Source organism: Micromonospora sp. NPDC005707, from assembly GCF_040631005.1.
Taxonomy (GTDB): domain Bacteria; phylum Actinomycetota; class Actinomycetes; order Mycobacteriales; family Micromonosporaceae; genus Micromonospora.
Genome location: NZ_JBEXYR010000007.1, coordinates 369,941 through 387,090, shown reverse-complemented (window position 1 = coordinate 387,090; position 17,150 = coordinate 369,941). Strand labels below are relative to the sequence as shown.

The 17,150-nt window shown below is 74.0% G+C and carries 15 protein-coding genes; 9 read left to right on the top strand and 6 right to left on the bottom strand.

All coding sequences use genetic code 11. The features are described from left to right. The first annotated feature begins 74 nt into the window (after nt 1-74). Together ABZ452_RS16965 and ABZ452_RS16960 are read left to right on the top strand one after the other, a co-directional pair. Nucleotides 75-455, top strand: a complete 381-nt coding sequence (locus tag ABZ452_RS16965; RefSeq protein ID WP_357943530.1) for a hypothetical protein — start codon at nt 75-77, stop codon at nt 453-455. Continuing rightward, entirely contained in the window at nt 452-1,399 is a 948-nt protein-coding gene (locus ABZ452_RS16960; RefSeq protein WP_357943528.1) for a hypothetical protein, read from the top strand. The genes ABZ452_RS16965 and ABZ452_RS16960 overlap by 4 nt, the downstream gene beginning before the upstream one ends. Before the next feature lie 4 nt (nt 1,400-1,403). Here the strand turns inward: ABZ452_RS16960 and ABZ452_RS16955 are convergent, their stop codons facing one another. The 4 genes from ABZ452_RS16955 to ABZ452_RS16940 all read right to left on the bottom strand — a co-directional run bounded on the left by ABZ452_RS16955 (nt 1,404) and on the right by ABZ452_RS16940 (nt 5,984). After that, nucleotides 1,404-2,429 (bottom strand): tetratricopeptide repeat protein, encoded by a 1,026-nt coding sequence (locus tag ABZ452_RS16955; RefSeq protein ID WP_357943526.1) that lies wholly within the window; start codon nt 2,427-2,429, stop codon nt 1,404-1,406. A 78-nt stretch (nt 2,430-2,507) separates the two neighbouring features. Next, entirely contained in the window at nt 2,508-4,094 is a 1,587-nt protein-coding gene (locus ABZ452_RS16950) for an MDR family MFS transporter (RefSeq protein WP_357943524.1), read from the bottom strand. An 8-nt stretch (nt 4,095-4,102) separates the two neighbouring features. Further along, nucleotides 4,103-4,750: a TetR family transcriptional regulator gene (locus ABZ452_RS16945; protein ID WP_357943522.1), complete on the bottom strand. Its 648-nt coding sequence runs from the start codon at nt 4,748-4,750 to the stop codon at nt 4,103-4,105. A 73-nt stretch (nt 4,751-4,823) separates the two neighbouring features. Continuing rightward, complete coding sequence (locus ABZ452_RS16940; RefSeq protein ID WP_357943519.1) at nt 4,824-5,984, bottom strand: alcohol dehydrogenase catalytic domain-containing protein; 1,161 nt, start codon at nt 5,982-5,984, stop codon at nt 4,824-4,826. A 370-nt stretch (nt 5,985-6,354) separates the two neighbouring features. On the opposite strand from ABZ452_RS16940, the gene ABZ452_RS16935 reads away from it, so the two are divergent. The 5 genes from ABZ452_RS16935 to ABZ452_RS16915 all read left to right on the top strand — a co-directional run bounded on the left by ABZ452_RS16935 (nt 6,355) and on the right by ABZ452_RS16915 (nt 13,312). Beyond that, nucleotides 6,355-7,827: a glycosyltransferase family 39 protein gene (locus tag ABZ452_RS16935; RefSeq protein WP_357943517.1), complete on the top strand. Its 1,473-nt coding sequence runs from the start codon at nt 6,355-6,357 to the stop codon at nt 7,825-7,827. Nucleotides 7,828-7,881: 54 nt separating this feature from the next. After that, nucleotides 7,882-9,801, top strand: a complete 1,920-nt coding sequence (locus ABZ452_RS16930; RefSeq protein WP_357943515.1) for a glycosyltransferase family 2 protein — start codon at nt 7,882-7,884, stop codon at nt 9,799-9,801. Then, a complete protein-coding gene (locus ABZ452_RS16925; protein WP_357943513.1) occupies nt 9,798-10,904 on the top strand; it encodes a glycosyl hydrolase in 1,107 nt (368 codons plus the stop codon). The genes ABZ452_RS16930 and ABZ452_RS16925 overlap by 4 nt, the downstream gene beginning before the upstream one ends. Nucleotides 10,905-10,906: 2 nt before the next feature. Further along, nucleotides 10,907-12,073 (top strand): glycosyl hydrolase, encoded by a 1,167-nt coding sequence (locus ABZ452_RS16920; protein WP_357943511.1) that lies wholly within the window; start codon nt 10,907-10,909, stop codon nt 12,071-12,073. Nucleotides 12,074-12,148: 75 nt separating this feature from the next. After that, complete coding sequence (locus ABZ452_RS16915) at nt 12,149-13,312, top strand: glycosyl hydrolase (protein WP_357943509.1); 1,164 nt, start codon at nt 12,149-12,151, stop codon at nt 13,310-13,312. Between the two features lie 9 nt (nt 13,313-13,321). Here the strand turns inward: ABZ452_RS16915 and ABZ452_RS16910 are convergent, their stop codons facing one another. Further along, the gene (locus ABZ452_RS16910) at nt 13,322-13,834 is read right to left on the bottom strand and encodes a hypothetical protein (protein WP_357943507.1); all 513 of its coding nucleotides are present in this window, start codon (nt 13,832-13,834) and stop codon (nt 13,322-13,324) included. A gap of 200 nt (nt 13,835-14,034) precedes the next feature. Then, nucleotides 14,035-15,345: an aminotransferase class V-fold PLP-dependent enzyme gene (locus ABZ452_RS16905; RefSeq protein WP_357943505.1), complete on the bottom strand. Its 1,311-nt coding sequence runs from the start codon at nt 15,343-15,345 to the stop codon at nt 14,035-14,037. 145 nt (nt 15,346-15,490) lie between these two features. On the opposite strand from ABZ452_RS16905, the gene ABZ452_RS16900 reads away from it, so the two are divergent. Beyond that, a complete protein-coding gene (locus ABZ452_RS16900; RefSeq protein ID WP_357943710.1) occupies nt 15,491-16,423 on the top strand; it encodes an alpha/beta hydrolase in 933 nt (310 codons plus the stop codon). Between the two features lie 86 nt (nt 16,424-16,509). Continuing rightward, nucleotides 16,510-17,148: a TetR/AcrR family transcriptional regulator gene (locus ABZ452_RS16895; RefSeq protein WP_357943708.1), complete on the top strand. Its 639-nt coding sequence runs from the start codon at nt 16,510-16,512 to the stop codon at nt 17,146-17,148. The last annotated feature ends 2 nt before the right edge of the window (nt 17,149-17,150 follow it).

The window sequence follows — 17,150 nt, the reverse complement described above, 5'->3', positions numbered from 1 at the left end:
CTTTGGGGACGGTGGCGGCGTGCCCCGGTCGCTACTGTGGCAGCGGAAGCCCATCGGTGCCCGGGGAGCAGGCTTTGGAACTCGTCGCGGAGCGCGTCGCCCGGCTGTGCCGGCAGGCCGTCGGTGAGCAGTTGCGCCAGCATGCCGAGCGGTACGGCGCCGCCGACGTGCTCGACCGGATCGCCGAGGCCGTCGCCCAGGGCCGCCTGGACCACCATCTGGAGCAGGACCTCGACCGGCTGGACGACGCCTTCGCCCGGCACGGCATCGACGGGCTGACCACCGGCGTACGCGGGTTCGAGTCGTGGCTCGGCGGCGGCGGGCATCCCACGGTCGTGGCCTGGGGCTGCCCGAGCCCGCTGCCGTGTCCCCGCGCGGTCCCGGAGGGCGACGGCGACCGGCCGGTGTGCGGGTTGACCGGTGCGGCGTTCGGGCAGCGCCGGATCGTGTTGTGAACGCACTCCTCGCCGAGCTCGGCAAGCAGCTGGTGACCCGGTGGACGGCGGCGCTGCTGCTGCCGGGCGCGCTGTTCGCCGCCGCGGTGGTCCTGGCTCACGTCCTGGGCCAGCGGCACGCGCTGGACCAGCCCGCCCTGGCGACCTGGTGGGACGGGCTGGCCGCCGGGCCGGCCGGTGGATCGGGAGCGGGCCTGCTGATCGGCGCGGTCGCGTTCCTGCTCGGCGCGGCGGCGGCTGGGCTCGTCGCGCAGTCGGTGGGCGTCCTCGTCTCCTGGACGTGGAGCCGGCCCGGGTCGGGGCCGGTGCTGAGCCGGCTCGCCGCCCGCCGCCGCCGCCGGTGGGAGCGGGCGGACGCCGCCGTGCTGGCGGCGGAACGCGCGCTGCTCGCGGACCCCGGCGACGCGGCGCTGCGCGACCGGACGCGCCGGGCCCTCGCCCGCCGGTCGGCGATCTGCCTCGTGGAGCCGACGCGGCCCACCTGGATCGGCGACCGGCTGCACGCGACCGACGTCCGGGTGCACCGTGGCTACGGCATCGACCTGGCGAGCGGGTGGCCGCGCCTGTGGCTGCTGCTCCCCGACGAGGCGCGGGGCGAGCTGGCGGCCGCGCAGGACCGGTGCGGGGCGGCCGCCCGGCTGGTCGGCTGGGGCCTGCTGTACGCCGTCCTCGGGGCGTTCTGGTGGCCGGCCCTGGTGGTCGGCCTGGTGGCGCTGCCCGCCGCGCGCTACCGCGCCCGCCTCGCCGTGGCGGTCTACGCCGAGCTGGCCGAGGCCGCCGTCGACCTGTACGGGCGGGACCTGGCGGTGCGGCTCGGGCTGCCGTGCCCGGACCGGCTCACCCGTGAGGTCGGCGAGCAGGTCACCGCCATCGTCCGCAAGGACGACGTGGTGCCTCGCGCCCGCCGGGCCGGCTCGGCCGAGCGCTCGTCGGCCCTGCCCTGACCGGTCACGGTCGCCAGGACGGGTTGTGCAGGATGGCGAGGTTCTGCCGGGCGGTGACCGCCAGGGTGTCGTCGCGGGCGCCGTCCGGCAGCGCGTCGAGGACCTCCCAGTAGAGCGCGATCGCCCGCCGCCGGTAGCCGGCCAGCGCCAGGGTGGCGGCCAGGTTGTTGCGCCGGCCGACCGTCTGCCGGCTCAGCTGCCCGTGGGTGCGCTCGCTGTGCCGGATGTTCTGCTCGTGCAGCTCGATGGCCTGCGCGTACTGGCCGGCCTGCTGGTAGCCGACCGCCAGGTTGTTGCGGATGACGAGGGTGAGCTCGGCGTCGGCGCCCTGCCCGTGCTCGGCGGCGGTGACCACCTCCCGCAGCACGTCCAGCCCGTCGTCGACCTGCCCGGCGGCCAGGTAGGCCTGACCGAGCGCGTTGCGGACGGTCAGGGCGTCGGTGTCGAGCGGCCCGAACGCCGTCGCCGCCCCGGCGGCCAGGGGTTCGAGAAGCGCGACGGCCTCGGTGAACCGGCCGCAGAGGCGGTGGTCCTCGGCCAGGCTGAGCCGGTAGGCCAGGGTGCCCCGGTCGGGGACGGACTCCCGGCCTACGCCGGCGGCCCGCCAGATGTCGAGCGACACCCGGACCACGTCGACCGGACCGTGCATCTGCCGGGGCGGCGGTGGGGGCGTGGCGGGCAGCGGCTCGGGCGGCCCCGCCTCCTCGGCCGCCCACGCGGCGAGCCGTTCGCGCAGCTCCGAGGCCGGCGGGCCGTCGACGTGCAACCGGCACACCCCCTGGTCCAGGTGCAGGTCGAGGTGCGCCCCGCCGGCACGCAGGCCGTAACCGTCGAGCGCCATGGAGAGCAGGCTCGGGGTGCGGATGTCCAGCCCCCGCAGGGTGGGCCAGGGCAGGCGCAGGAACCGGCGGATCGGCCGGCGCAGGTCGATGCCGGAGCGGTCGAGGACGGCGGTCAGCCCGCTCGTCTCGCTGGGGCCACGCGGATGTCCACCGAGGAAGGTGACGTGCCGTAACGCGAGGGATGACACCCGGTCATCCTTCCATCCGGCGCGGGTCCGCGCAGCCCCGGAACCGGTGGCCGCGCGGGACCCGCGCCGGACGGCCCGTCAGTGGGTGACGCCGGCGGCCTGCGCCGCCTCCTCCTGCGCCCGCCGCTCGTCGCCGCTCAGCGTGTGCAGGGGCTTCTCCTTGATGAACAGCACCACGACCATGGCGAGCAGGGCCAGCGGCGCGCCGACCAGGAACAGCTCGGCGGTGGCGTTGCCGTAGACGTCCTGCACGATGCGCAGCACCGGCTCGGGGAGCGTGGACAGGTCCGGCACGGCGGCGGAGGAGCCGCCACCGGCCGCGGCGGGGCCGAGCCGCTCGGTCATCAGCTCGGTGACCCGGTTGGCCAGGACGGCGCCGAGGGCGCTGACCCCGATGGCGCCGCCCATGCTGCGGAAGAAGGTCAGCACCGAGGTGGCCGCGCCCAGTTCGTTGGCGGGCACGTCGTTCTGGGCGGCCAGCACCAGGTTCTGCATCAGCATGCCGACGCCGACGCCCAGCACCGCCATGTAGATCGAGACCACGACGACGCCGGTGCCGGCGCCGATGGTGCCGAGCAGCAGCATGCCGGCCGTCATGACGGCGGCGCCGGCGACCAGGAAGATCTTCCAACGCCCGTACCGCGTGATGAGCTGACCGGCGACGGTCGAGGAGATCAGCAGGCCGAAGATCATCGGCAGGCTCATGAGGCCGGCCACGGTCGGCGACTTGCCCAGGGAGATCTGGAAGTACTGCGACAGGAAGACGGTGCCACCGAACATCGCGACGCCGACCAGGACGCTGGCCACGGTGGACAGCGAGACGGTCCGGTTGCGGAAGATGTCCAGCGGGACGACCGGCTCGGCGGCACGCGACTCGACGAACACGGCCACCGCCAGCACCGCGACGCCGCCGCCGACCATGAGCGCCGTCCAGCCGGAGGCCCAGGCGAACTTGTGACCGGCCAGCGACGACCAGACCAGCAGCAGCGAGACGCCCGTCGTGATGAGGGCGGCGCCGAGCCAGTCGATCCGCACCTCGCGCCGGACGACCGGCAGGTGCAGCGTCCGCTGCAGCAGGAAGATCGACAGGAGGGTGAACGGGACGCCGATCAGGAAGCACCAGCGCCAGCCGAGCCAGGAGGTGTCGACCAGGACCCCGCCGATGAGCGGCCCGGCGATGGTGCCGACGCCGAACACGGCGCCGAAGATGCCCGCGTACCGGCCGAGTTCGCGCGGCGGGATCATGGCGGCCATCACGATGGTGGCCAGCGCCGTCATGCCGCCCGCGCCGACGCCCTGCACGATCCGGCTGAGCAGCAGCACCTCGACGTTCGGGGTGAAGCCGGCGATCAGCGAGCCGATCACGAACAGGGCCAGGGACGACTGGATGAGCAGCTTCTTGCTGTAGAGATCGGCCAGCTTGCCCCAGAGGGGCACGGTCGCCGTCATGGCCAGCAGTTCGGTGGTGACGATCCAGGTGTAGACGGTCTGGCTGCCGTTGAGGTCGGCGATGATGCGCGGCAGCGCGTTCGCCACGACCGTGGACGCCAGGATCGACACGAACATGCCCACCATGAGGCCGGAGAGGGCCTGCAGTACTTCGCGGCGGGACATGCGGGCCGGGCCGACCTCGGCGGCGTCGGCGGGCGCGGTGGGTGCGGACATGCGGTTCCTCAGCTCGGAGTGCGGGTGGGGTGGGGCTTCGGCGTGCCGGGGTTCGGCAGGCCGGCGGCGAGGGTGTCGAACGCCTCGTCGACCAGGTCGGCGAGGGAGCGGGCGCCGGCGGTGGCGGCCCAGCGGAGCGCGGCGGCGCGGAACGCGGCGCCGGTGACGCTGGTGAGCAGGGCCGGGAACACGTGGTCGGTCGGTACGCCCACCCGGGCGGCGACGACGTCGATCATCGAACGCTCCGCCTCGGCGCCCGCCGCGACCAGGCGGGGCAGCAGGGCCGGGTTCCGCATGACCACGTCCATCCGGAGCAACCACAGCTCGCGGTCCTCCTGCATCTCCTCGATCACCTCGCCGAGCGCCGCGCGGATGGCCGCGAGGGCGGGCACGTCCGGTGGCGCCTCGCCGAGCCGTGCCACGAACCGGGCGTTGAGCGCCGCCTGGTCGCCGATGAGGGCGTCGTCCTTGCTCGGGAAGTAGTTGAAGAAGGTGCGGGAGGAGACGTCGGCCGCCGCGCTGATCTCCTCGACGGTCACCTGGTCGAGCCCGTGCTCGGCGACCAGGCGCAGCGCCGCGGTGGCCAGCGCCGTGCGGGTCCGCCGCTTCTTGCGGTCGCGGAGGCCGCCGTCGGCGGGAGGGCGGTCCAGGGTCACCGCGCGACCCTACCGGCGATCTTGCAGGCTGTGCAAAGTTTCGCTGACTGAAGTGACGTGGCCGACAGGCCGGCTACCGGCCCGGCTCGAAGACGGCCCGCACACAGCCGTCGCGCCGGTTCGTGAACGTGTCGTAGCCGCGCGGCGCCTCGTCCAGCGGCATCGTGTGGGTGGCGAGGTGTTCGGTGACCAGCTCGCCGCGGGCCATCCGTTCCAGCAGCATGGGGATGTACCGGCGGCCGTGCTGCTGGGCGCCCCGCAGGGTGAGGCCCTTGTCCACCACGGCGCCGAGCGGGAACCCGTCGACAGCGCCGGCGTACGTCCCGAGCAGGAAGACGCTGCCGCCCTTGCGGCAGTGGCGGACGGCCTCGTGGGCGGCGACGGGCCGGTCCGGCTCCGGCCGGAGCAGGTGCCCGAGCCGGTCGCGCCGGCGCCGCGGGCCGCCGCCGGGCGGCGCCGCGCCGGCCGCCTCGATGCACACGTCCGGGCCGCGCCCGCCGCTGCGTTCCCGCAGCTCGCCGGCCACCTCCTGGGTTTCCGGGTCGAGGGTCTCGACCCCGAGGTGCCGCTCGGCCATCCGGAGCCGGTCGGCCAGGCGGTCGATCACGACGACCCGCTCCGCGCCCAGCAGCACGGCGGCACGCGCCGCCAGCTGACCGACGCCGCCGGCGCCCCACACCGCCACCACGTCCCCGGGGCGGACGCCACCGAGGTCGGCGCCCATCCAGCCGGTCGGGGCGGCGTCCGAGGCGAACAGCGCCCGCTCGTCGGTGACGCCGTCCGGCACGGTGAAGGCGCCCTGGTCGGCGTACGGGACGCGGACGTACTCGGCGTGGCTGCCGGCGAACCCGCCGGGGCCGTGCGCGTGGCCGTAGCGGCCGCCGGGGGTGAGATCTCCCGACTCACCGGCGCCGCCGTTGTCGCACAGCGAGAACTCCTGCCGCCCGCAGTGCCAGCACCGGCCGCAGGAGACGACGGAGCAGACCACCACCCGGTCGCCCACCCGGTGCCGGCGTACCCGGGGCCCGACCTCGACCACCTCGCCGAGGAACTCGTGCCCCAGCACGTCGCCGCGCGCCGGGAACGGCAGGTGGCCGCCGAGCAGGTGCAGGTCGGAGCCGCAGGTGGCGCTCTTGCGCACCCGCACGATCATGTCCTGCTCGTTGCGCAGCTCCGGGTCGGGGACCTGGGTCACGGCCAGCTGGTGCACGCCCCGCCAGACCAGTGCCCTCACGTCGCCCCCCGGCGTCCCTGGCGCGTGGCCAGCTGGAGCGGCCGGTCGGTCGCCGTCGTCCGGACCGATGCTTGCATGAAAACCGCTGCCCGGCGGTGGTTCGGAGCAGCTCCCACCTGGCGCGACGGGGCGCGGCGGACGCCACGCCGGTGACCTCCCCCGTCCGGGGTATCGCCCCGTCCGGTTCGTCGTATATGAGCGTTATGTCGGAGTGGGTCATTAAGCTCCACGGTGTCATCCAGTCCTCGACCCGGGGACTCCCGGTGCCGGCCGTAACACGCGGTCGCACCGTCGCGAGCACGCCGATCCGGCGTCGCCCCGGGGCGGCTGGAACCAGGTCGCCGGCACCCACAGGGATGCGTGAGTCACGATGATGGACGCGGACACCATGGTCCTGCCCCGGCTCGGGTCGGGAGAGATCCGGGTCGAGGACCCGTGGGGCGAGGACCGTGCTCTCGGTTCCCGGGCCGGCGGGCACCGGCCACCGGACGACACCTCCCGCTGGCGGCTCGCCGCCTGGCTGCTGCCGGCGCTGCTGGCCGGCGCGCTCGGCGTCGTGGGAGCCGGCACTCCCGGCCTGCGCCTGGCGGAGCTGGCGACCTGGCGGGCCGCCACCTCCCCCTGGCCGGACGGGCTCCCCGGCGGCGACGTCACGCTCGTGCCGTACCACCTGCTCATGCGCGCCTGGGCGGAGGCTTTCGGCACCACCGACCTCGCGCTGCGCGTACCGTCCCTGCTCGCCGTGGCGGCGACCGCCGCGCTCGTCGGCGCGCTGGCCGCCCGGATGTTCGCGCCGGGCACGGGGGTCCTCGCCGGGGTGATCTTCGCGCTGCTGCCGAGCGTCACCCGGTACGCCCAGGAGGCCCAGCCGTACGCCCTCGCCCTGTTCGCCGCGGTGCTCGCCACCTGGTTCCTGCTGCCCGCCCTGGACCGCCCCAGCCTGCGCCGCCTCGCCCCGTACGCCGCCGCGGTGGCCCTGCTGGGCCTGTGTCACGCGATGGCGCTCCTGCTGCTCGTCGGGCACGGCTGGGTCGTGCTCGCGTTCCGCCGCGGGATGACCGGCCGGTGGCTGGCCGCCGCCCTCCTCGGCGCGCTCCCGGCCGCCGGGCTGCTCTGGTCCGGGGTACGCGCCGGCGGGCAGGTCGCGCCGGCGGCCCGCCCCGACCTGGCGGCCCTCGCCGCGACCCCCCGGGAGCTGTTCGGCGTCGCCGCGCTGGGCGCCGTCCTGCTCGGACTGGCGCTGTTCAGCCTCCCGCTGCGGCGCGCCGCGGCGATCTGCACCGCGTGGGCGGTGCTGCCGCCGCTCGGCCTGCTGCTCCTCGCGCAGGCGACGCCGGTCTGGTCACCGTCGAGCCTGCTCTTCACGCTGCCGGCCTGGGCGACCCTGGCCGCGGCCGCCCTGTCCCGGGTGCGCCCCGCCTGGTGGGTGGTGGCGGTGGCCGCGCTGGCCCTGATCGTCGCGCCGGCCCAGGCGGCCGTCCGCGCGCCCGACGGGCACGGGCAGGCCACCCGCGAGGTCGCCGAGATCGTCGGCGCCCGGCGGCTGCCCGCCGACGGCGTGGTCTACGGCGACGCGGACGCGCGGGCCCTGGTGGCCCGCTACCTTCCCGCCGACCGGCGGCCGACGGACCTGTTCGCCGCGGCGCCGCCGCGCGGCTGCGCCGGTTGCCTGTGGGGCGTCCGGCGACTGTGGGTGATCCGCCCCGGCGAACGCACGGATCCCGTGCCGCCCGTCGGCGGCGCGACGGAGCGGCTGCTCCGCACGGGATACGAGGTGGCGCAGGTCTGGCACCCGACCGGGTTCACCCTCGCCCTCCTGGTGGACGAGCACGCCGCCCTCTGACCGAGCACGACCTTTCAACCCCACTGCCCGCTCAGGGTTCGTGGCGAGATCACCATGGGGGAAAACGTGGCCATCGCCGCTGATACACGCCCGTCCCGGGCCAGCACGCCGGGCGCCTCAGGCAACCGTCCGCCGGCGATCGTCCCGGCCGGACCGCCGGCCCGGAAGGGACCCGACCGCCGGCAGCTGAACATCCGGGCCCGCCTGGCGTACGCCCGGTGCGGCGCCACCGCCGGGCCGCTGGCCGCGCCACGGGGCCCGGGGGCGGCGGTGGAGTTCCGGCACGCCGCCTCGCCCGCGGCGCGGCTGGTGCTGACCCTGCTCGTGCTGGTCAACAGCGCGGCCGGGCTGCTGTTCGTCGGCTGGCTGCTGCTGCCCGAGCACGTGCCCGGCGCCGGCGTGTTCGGGGCCGGCGGCTGGCAGACGATCGCGGCCCGGCTGGGCTTCTGCGTGGTCGTCGGCGTCGAGTTGATCCGCCTGGCGCAGAACGTGGTGGTGTGGGTGTTCGCGTTCCACGCCCGGGACCCGGTGCCGGTCGACCCGCCGGTCGGCCTCCGGGTCGCCCTGCTCACCACGATCGTGCCCAGCAAGGAGCCGCTCGACGTCGCCGAGCGGACGCTGCGGCGCCTGCGGGAGATCGTCTACTGCGGACGGGTCGACGTCTGGATCCTCGACGAGGGGGACGACCCGGCGGTCAAGGAGATGGCCGCGCGGCTCGGCGTCCACCACTTCAGCCGCAAGGGCCGGCCGGAGTACAACCAGCCCGGCGGGGAGTTCCGGGCCCGGACCAAGTCCGGCAACCACAACGCCTGGCGCGCCGAGCACGAGAACCGGTACGACGTGGTGGCCAACGTCGACCCGGACCACGTGCCACTGCCCAACTTCCTCGAACGCACCCTCGGCTACTTCCGCGACCCGGACGTCGCCTTCGTGGTGACCCCCCAGGTGTACGGCAACATGCACCAGAACTTCGTCGCGCACGGCGCCTCCGTGCAGCAGTACCTCTACAACGGCCTCATCGCCCGCGGCGGCAACGGCCTGGACGCGCCGCTGCTCACCGGCACCGGCCACCTCTACCGGCCGGCGGCCTGGCGGACGATCGGCGGCTACCAGGACTCGATCATCGAGGACCACCTGACCAGCATCCGCATCCACGCCGCGACCAACCCGGAGACGGGCAACAAGTGGAAGGGCGTCTACACGCCCGACGTGGTGGCCATCGGCGAGGGCCCGACCTCGTGGGCGGACTACTTCAACCAGCAGAAGCGCTGGGCGGCCGGGATCTGCGAGATCCTCGTCCGGCCCGAACTGCGCGCACCGCGCGAGCTGCCGTCCCGGCGCCGCTGGCAGTACCGCCTGCTCCAGTTCTACTACCCGAGCGTCGCGGTCAGCCTGCTGCTGGGCAACCTCGCCACCGCCACGTACCTGCTCACCGGGGTCGGTTCGGCGCAGCTCGACGTCACCGTGTGGTCGGTGCTCTGGGGCTCGACCTTCGGCACCTGGTTCCTGCTGTGGCTCTGGCTCCGTCGCTTCAACATCGCCCCGCACGAACGGGAGGAGATCGGCATGGCCGGCATGGCGCTGGCGCTGTTCGCCGGGCCCGTCTACGTGGCCGCCGGGTTCACCGCGCTGCTGCGCCGCAAGCTCGGGTTCGTCGTGACGGCCAAGGGGAGCCTGCGCACCATCGAGTCGCTGCGCACGTTCCGGCTGCACCTCTGCTGGGCGGCTGTCTCCGCCGGCCTGCTCGGCGCGAGCTTCGTGCTGGACAACAGCTCACCCCTGCTGCGGGTGTGGCCCGTCCTGACCCTCCTGACCGGCCTCGGTCCGCCCCTTATCGCGCTCGCGTCGAACCTGCGGGCCAGCCGCCGGAAGGACGACGAGGTGGTCGTGCCCGCGCCCGCTCCCGCTCGCGGGGAGACCGAGGAGATCCACCCGCCGAGGTCACGGGTCGCGGCCGAGGGGGTTCTGCGATGATCCGATTCACCTTTCCGCGGGTCGTGATGGTGTTGACCGGCGCGCTGCTGCTGACGTACGCCTTCGCCATCGCGCCCACCACCGGCTCCGAGGGCCGGGGCGGGGCGGTGACGGCCGAGGCGAAGGCGCCCCGGCCGCGCGGACCCTTCCCGCCGGCGGGGAAGACGTTCATCGGTGTCATGACCGACAAGGGTCCCCACGACTTCACTCCGGTGGACCGGTTCGCGGCGGCCGCCAAGCACCAGCCGCAGGTCATGCTCTTCAGCGAGGGGTGGGCGTCGGCCACGTTCGACCGGACGCTGTTCGACCGGATCCGCGACCGCGGCATGATGCCGATGCTGGGCTGGGAACCCTGGGACTACCGGCTGGATGAGCGGGCCCGGCAGCAGAAGCTCACCGCCCAGCAGATCGACGCGGTCCGTTCGGATCAGCCCAGCTACCGGTTGTCCCGGATCGCGGGCGGCGAGTTCGACAGCTATGTGCGGTCCTGGGCGGAAGGGATCAAGTCGCTCGGCTACCCGGTGGCCCTCCGCTTCGCCCACGAGATGAACGGCTACTGGTACCCGTGGTGCGAGCTGGTCAACGGCAACCGGCCCGGTGACTACGTGAAGGCCTGGCGCCACGTGCACGACGTGTTCCGGGCGGTCGGGGCCACGAACGTCACCTGGGTGTGGAGCGCGAACGTCCGCTACACCGACCTGACCCCGCCGATCTCCACCTACTACCCGGGCGACGACTACGTGGACTGGGTGGGCGTCACGGGCTACTACGGCAAGTACGACTTCGCGCCGTACCTCTCCTTCGACGGGGTCTTCAAGAAGACCATCACCGAACTCCGCACCGTCAGCAGGAAGCCGATGGTCATCACCGAGACCGGTGGATCCGACCACATCGGGCGCAAGGCCGAATGGATCAGGGATGCCTTCCAGACCCTGCCCAGGTACCCGTTCATCATCGGGCTGATCTGGTTCGAGGTGAACAAGGAACTCGACTGGCGCATCGTCAGTTCCCCGGCCGTGTCCACGGCCTTCGCCGGCGCGGTCGCCGCCCCTCGCTACCAGGTCACCTGGTCGCCCGACATGGTCTCCCGGACGAAGGAGTAGCTGTGCGGAGCTTGACCGCCGGGCGGATCGTGCTCGTCCTGACCGGCGCGCTGCTGCTGACCTACGCGGCCGCCGTGGCGCCGACCGCCATGTTCGGGGACGGGGAGGACGGCCGGTCCGACCGGCCCGTGACGGCCGAGCCGGGATCCCCGCCCCGGCCCGCGAAGGCCGAGCCGGGAGATTCGCCCCGGCCGGCCGCGGCACCCTTCCCGCCGGACGGCAAGGCGTTCATCGGTGTGATGACCGACAAGGGCCCGCACGACTTCGCGGCGGTGGACTCGTTCACGGCGGCCGCGAAACACCAGCCGCAGGTGATGCTCTTCAGCGCGTCGTGGAACCTGGACACGTTCGACCGGACGCTCTTCGACCGGATCAAGGACCGCGGCATGCTGCCGATGCTGGGGTGGGAGCCGTGGGACCACCGGGTCGACCGCGCGGCCCGCGAGCGGAACCTGCCGACGCGGGAGATCGACGAGCTGCGCTCCCACCAGCCCGCCTACCGGTTGTCCCGGATCACGGCCGGGGACTTCGACCCCTACCTGCGGTCCTGGGCCGACGGGATCAGGTCCCTGGGCTACCCGGTGGCCATCCGGCTGGCACACGAGATGAACGGCGACTGGTACCCGTGGTCCGAGGCGACCAACGACAACCGGCCCGGCGAGTACGTCCAGGCGTGGCGGCACGTGCACGACCTCTTCCTCGCGGCGGGGGTGACCAACGTGACCTGGGTGTGGAGCCCGAACGCCAGCTGGGACGCGTCGCTCCCGAAGCTGTCCGGGTTGTATCCGGGCGACGACTACGTCGACTGGGTGGGGGTCACGGGCTACTACGGCATCGGGGCCTACACGGACTACCGGCCCTTCGATTCGATCTTCGGCGCCACCATCACCGAGATCCGCGCGTTCAGCCGGAAACCGTTGGTCATCACCGAGACCGGTGCCTCCGACGCCACCGGGCGCAAGGCCGAATGGATCGCGGAGGCCTTCCGGGCGCTGCCGCGTCACGAGGACATCCTCGGCCTCATCTGGTTCGAGGTGGACAAGGAGCTGGACTGGCGCATCGTCAGTTCGCCGGCCGTGTCGCAGGCCTTCGCCACGGCGGTCGCCGACCCGCGTTACCGGTTCAGCTGGTCACCCGGGATGGTCCCGCGCGCGAAGCTGGCGGACTAGTTTTCCGGACATAAGCCAGCAAACGGCATAAACTGGCTCGATGTTCGAGCGGGTGGCGGTGGAGAAGGTAGTGCCGTGGTCCGGCTGACCAGGCCGCGTGTCCTCGTGCTGGTGGTCGCCGCGGTGCTGCTGGCCTACGCCGTCGCCCTGGCGCCGGTCACCACGAGCGGGGGCGGGGAGGGCGCGGCGCCCCGGCCGCCCGCGGCAGCCGAATCGGGCGCGGTGGTGCCGGCCGGCGCCGACGGCCCGCCACTCCAACTGGCCCCGGAACTCTTCCCGCCGGCCGGCAAGGCCTTCGTCGGCGTGATGACCGACAAGGGCCCGTACGACTTCACGGCGGTGGACCGCTTCGCCGCGGCCGCGCGGCGCGAGCCGCAGGTGATGCTCTTCGGCGTGGGTTGGGAGTCCGGCACGTTCGACCGGGTGCTCTTCGACCGGATCAAGGACCGCGGCATGCTGCCCATGCTCGGCTGGGAACCCTGGGACTACCAGGCGGACCAGGCGGCCCGGAAGCAGAAGAAGCTGACCGCCCGCCAGATCGACCGGCTGCGCTCCACCCAGCCGCGCTACCGCCTGTCCCGGATCGCGGGCGGCGAGTTCGACGGCTACCTGCGCTCCTGGGCCGAGGGCGTGAAATCACTCGGCTACCCGGTCGCCATCCGGTTCGCCCACGAGATGAACGGCGACTGGTACCCGTGGTGCGAGAAGGCCAACGGCAACCGGCCCGGCGAGTACGTCGAGGCCTGGCGCCACGTGCACGACCTCTTCGAGCGGGTCGGGGCCACCAACGTCACCTGGGTGTGGAGCCCGAACGCCCGGTGGAGCAAGACCACCGCGAACCTCGCCCAGTTCTATCCCGGCGACGACTACGTCGACTGGGTGGGCACCACCGGCTACTACGGCACCGGGGCCTGGTCGCGGTACTCGTCCTTCGACGCCATCTTCGGCCCCACCATCGCGGAGATCCGCACCTTCAGCCGGCGGCCCCTGGTCGTGACCGAGACCGGCGCCTCCGACGCCGGGGGGCACAAGGCCCAGTGGATCCGGGAGACCTTCCGGACGCTGCCGAAGCACCGGGACGTCATCGGCCTCATCTGGTTCGAGGTGGACAAGGAGAAGGACTGGCGGATCGTCAGCTCCCGCGCCGCGTCGACCGCCTTCGCCCAGTCGGTCGCCGCGCCCCACTACGACGTCCGCTGGTCACCGGAACTGGTCCCGCGCACCGACCTGGACGAGTAGCCCGGCCGCTCAACCGTCGCGGCGTGGCTCCGGTCCCGCGCCGGGCAGCAGCCGCGCCGCGGCCCGCCGCAGCGGCCGGCCGTCCTTGGCGATCTTCTTCATCCGTCGCCACGCCGTACGCCCCGGGGAGGCGGCTGCCCCGCCCGCCGCGTCGGCCGGCCGCCGGGGCGTCCGGGGCGGCGGTTCCGGCGCGGGCGGCACGGGCGGTACCGCCCGCTCGGCCGCGGTGCCGGCGGTTCCGACCACCGCCTCGACGATCTGCGGGTTGCGGTCGACGGTGCTCAACGCGCGGTCGAGGATGCCGTTCAGCTCGTCGAGCCGGACCTCCAGCATCGCCTCGGTGGTCACGCCGCGGATGTCGATCCGGACCGTGCCGAGCCGGGCCTGCACCCCCACGTCGAGCTGGAGCAGGCCGCCCAGCCGGGCGCGCAGGGACACGTGGGCGTCCAGGTCGTCGACCTCGGCGCAGATGTCGTCCACCCGGAGGTGGGGGATCTGCAGGACCACGTCCGGGTCGGACATCGTCCTGGCGCTGTGGTGCGGGTCGGCGGGCCGCGGCCGATCGTGCTCCGCACCGGGGCGCGACTCGGCCCCTCCCGCGCGCGGCACACCCGGATCCCGCCCCCCGTTGCCCACCTGACCTCCGTCGCCACTCGCCGGCCGTCGGCGTGCCATTCCCGGAAAACGCGGGGGCACACCTGCGGGTCGCGGCGGCCGGGGGCTCACACCAGGCCGCGCACCGCCTCGACCGCGGCGTCCACGTCCGCCTCGCTGTTCGCGATCGTCGCGCCGAACCGCAGGTGGGACGGGTTGTACGGGGTGCTGCTGGCGATGACGCCGGCCGCGTACAGCCGGCCCACCGCCTCACCGACCGGAATGTCGGGCACGGCGCAGCAGACCACCCCGGCGGACAGGTCGGCCGAGCGCGGGGTGACCAGCCGGATCCCGCGGATGCCGGCCAGCCCCTCCTTGAGCCGGCCGGCCAGGTCCCGGTTCCGCTCGGCGACCCGCGCCGGCCCGATCCGGTGGTGGAACTCGAACGCGTCGGCGAGCGCCCAGCGGTGCTCGAAGCTGTGGTAGCCGCCCGGGGTGTGCGCGGGCCCGGGAGGCGTCGGCTGCCCGCCCGTGCCCGCGAACAGCCACCGGCCGATGCTGCGCCGGTCGAAGGTGGGGATGACCGGGGTCATCCGGCTCCACGCCCGGGTGCTGCCCCAGACCAGGCCGGTGCCCCGCGGGCCGAGCAGCCACTTGTGGCAGCCGGAGACCAGCACGTCGCAGCCGAGCTGTTCCGGTGTGGCCGCGTCGGCGGCGAAGCCGTGGACCGCGTCGACGCAGACCAGCGCCTCGGGGCTGCGCGCGCGGACCGCCTCGGCGAGCTGCCGGACCGGCAGCTTCACGCCGGTGCTGGAGTGCACCCACGTCAGTGCGACGACCCGGGTGCGGGCGGAGACCGCCGCCGCCAGGTTGCCGACCATCTCGTCGACGCTGGTCACCGCCGGATCCCGGTAGAGGCGCACCCGGCGTACGGTCACCCCGTCCCGCTCGGCCCGCAGCCGCAACGACTCGTGGGTGGCGTAGAAGTCGTGCTCGGTGGTGAGCACCTCGTCGCCCGGCCGCAGCCGCACAGCCGTGTAGACCAGCCCGAGGCCCATGGTGGTCGAGTCGGTCAGCGCGATCTGGTCGGGGCGGGTGTCGAGGTGGCGGGCCGCCGCCCCGAGCACCGCCCCGTCGAGGCGTTCCTCGTTGGCGCCCAGGTAGCCCATCGCGTCCCGGTCGAGCCCGTCCCGGTGCGTGGCGACGGCGGCGCGCACCGGCGCGGGGTGGGGCGCGAAGACGAAGGTGGCCAGGTGCGCCCGGCCGCGGTCGAGCGCGAACTGCGCCCGTACGCTCTCCCAACTCGCCGGGTCCAGGGTCGGAGCGGCGTCCGGCGCCGGCGCGGCTGGCTCCCGCCGTTCCGGTTCACAGCCGGTGGCCAGGCCGGTCACGCCGGCCGCCGCGGTCACGCCGAGCAGGTTCCGTCGGGTGAGCTGCATCGGCCCATCGTCCACTGTTGACGTCACGGACAGGTCACCGAGCCGGGCCGGGCCGCGCCGCGCGAAGGCCCGCCGCCCGGCAACGACGACCGGTGATTTCGCCGATGCGGTGGCCGGGTGCGCGCTCCAATACTGACGCATGTCGATGGATCTCCCTACCCGACAAGGAGCGACCGACGTGCGACCAGCCACCACCCCCCGTCCCCGTACCCGTCTCCGCGCCCTGGCCCGACTCGCCGTGGCGGCCGTCCTGGCCGTCGGCGGCGCCGTGGCCGTCCCCGCCGGCGCGCAGGCGGCCGCCAACCCCTACGAGCGCGGCCCCGCGCCGACCAGCGCCATCCTGGAGGCCAGCCGCGGCCCCTTCGCCACCTCGTCCTACAGCGTCTCCGCGCTGAGCGTCACGGGCTTCGGCGGCGGGGTCGTCTACTACCCGACCAGCACCAGCGAGGGCACCTTCGGCGCCATCGCGATCTCGCCCGGCTTCACCGCCACCTGGTCGAGTCTCAGCTGGCTCGGACCGCGGATCGCCTCGCACGGCTTCGTGGTCATCGGCATCGAGACCAACACCCTCCTCGACCAGCCCGACAGCCGGGGCCGCCAGCTCCTGGCCGCGCTGGACTACCTCGTCCAGCGCAGCACGGTCCGGAGCCGGATCGACGCCACCCGGCTCGCCGTGGCCGGGCACTCGATGGGCGGAGGCGGCACGCTGGAAGCCGCCGCCGCGCGGCCGTCCCTGCAGGCCGCCGTCCCGCTCGCGCCCTGGAACCTGGACAAGACCTGGTCCGGGTTGGCGGTGCCGACGCTCATCATCGGTGGGGAGAGCGACACCGTGGCCCCGGTCGCCAGCCACTCGGAGCCCTTCTACAACAGCATCCCGGCCTCGTCCGAGAAGGCGTACCTGGAGTTGAACGCGGCGAGCCACTTCTTCCCCCAGACGGTGAACACGCCGATGGCCAAGCAGATGGTGGCCTGGCTGAAGCGCTTCGTGGACAACGACACCCGCTACGAGCAGTTCCTCTGCCCGGGACCGAGCGGGCTGGCCATCGAGGAGTACCGGAACACCTGCCCCAGCTCCTGAGCCTCGCCTCCGGGGCGGCCGCCACGGCGGCCGCCCCGCCGCGCGGCGCGGCCCTAGACTCGGCGTGCGTGGAGGAGGCGGGCGGGATGGGCGGCAGCGGATTCCCGGGCCGGGTCGACGGACGGACCGCGCGGGCCACCCGCACCCGGGCCGCCATCGTCGAGGCCCACCTCGCCCTCGTCGGCGAAGGCGACCTGCGCCCGACGGGCGACCGGATCGCCGAGCGGGCCGGGGTCTCGCTGCGCACGCTGTGGACCAACTTCAAGGACATGGAGACGCTGTTCGAGGCCAGCGGCGAGGAACTGCTGCGCCGCCAGGACGCCGCCTGGCGGCCGATCTCCCCGGCGCTGCCACTGACCACGCGGGTCGAGGCCTACTGCCGACAGCGGGCCCGGTTGCTGCACCTCATCGCGCCGTCCGCCCGGGCGGCGCAGCTGCGCGAGCCACTCTCCCCGCAGTTGCACCGCAACCGCCGCAAGCACATCGACCGCGTCCGCGACGAGATCGAGCAGCTCTTCGCCGCCGAGCTGGACCGCGCCGGCCCGGGGCGGGAGCAGCTCGTGCACGCCCTGGTGGCGGCGAGCATGTGGTCGGCCTGGTCGATGCTGCGCGACGGGCTGGGGCTCGGCGTCGGTCCGGCCCGGGCGGTGATGGCGCGCACGATGGCGGCGCTGCTGGCGGATCCCGAGGGGCAAAGTCTTTTCCGACTGGTTACCGATAGGTGAAA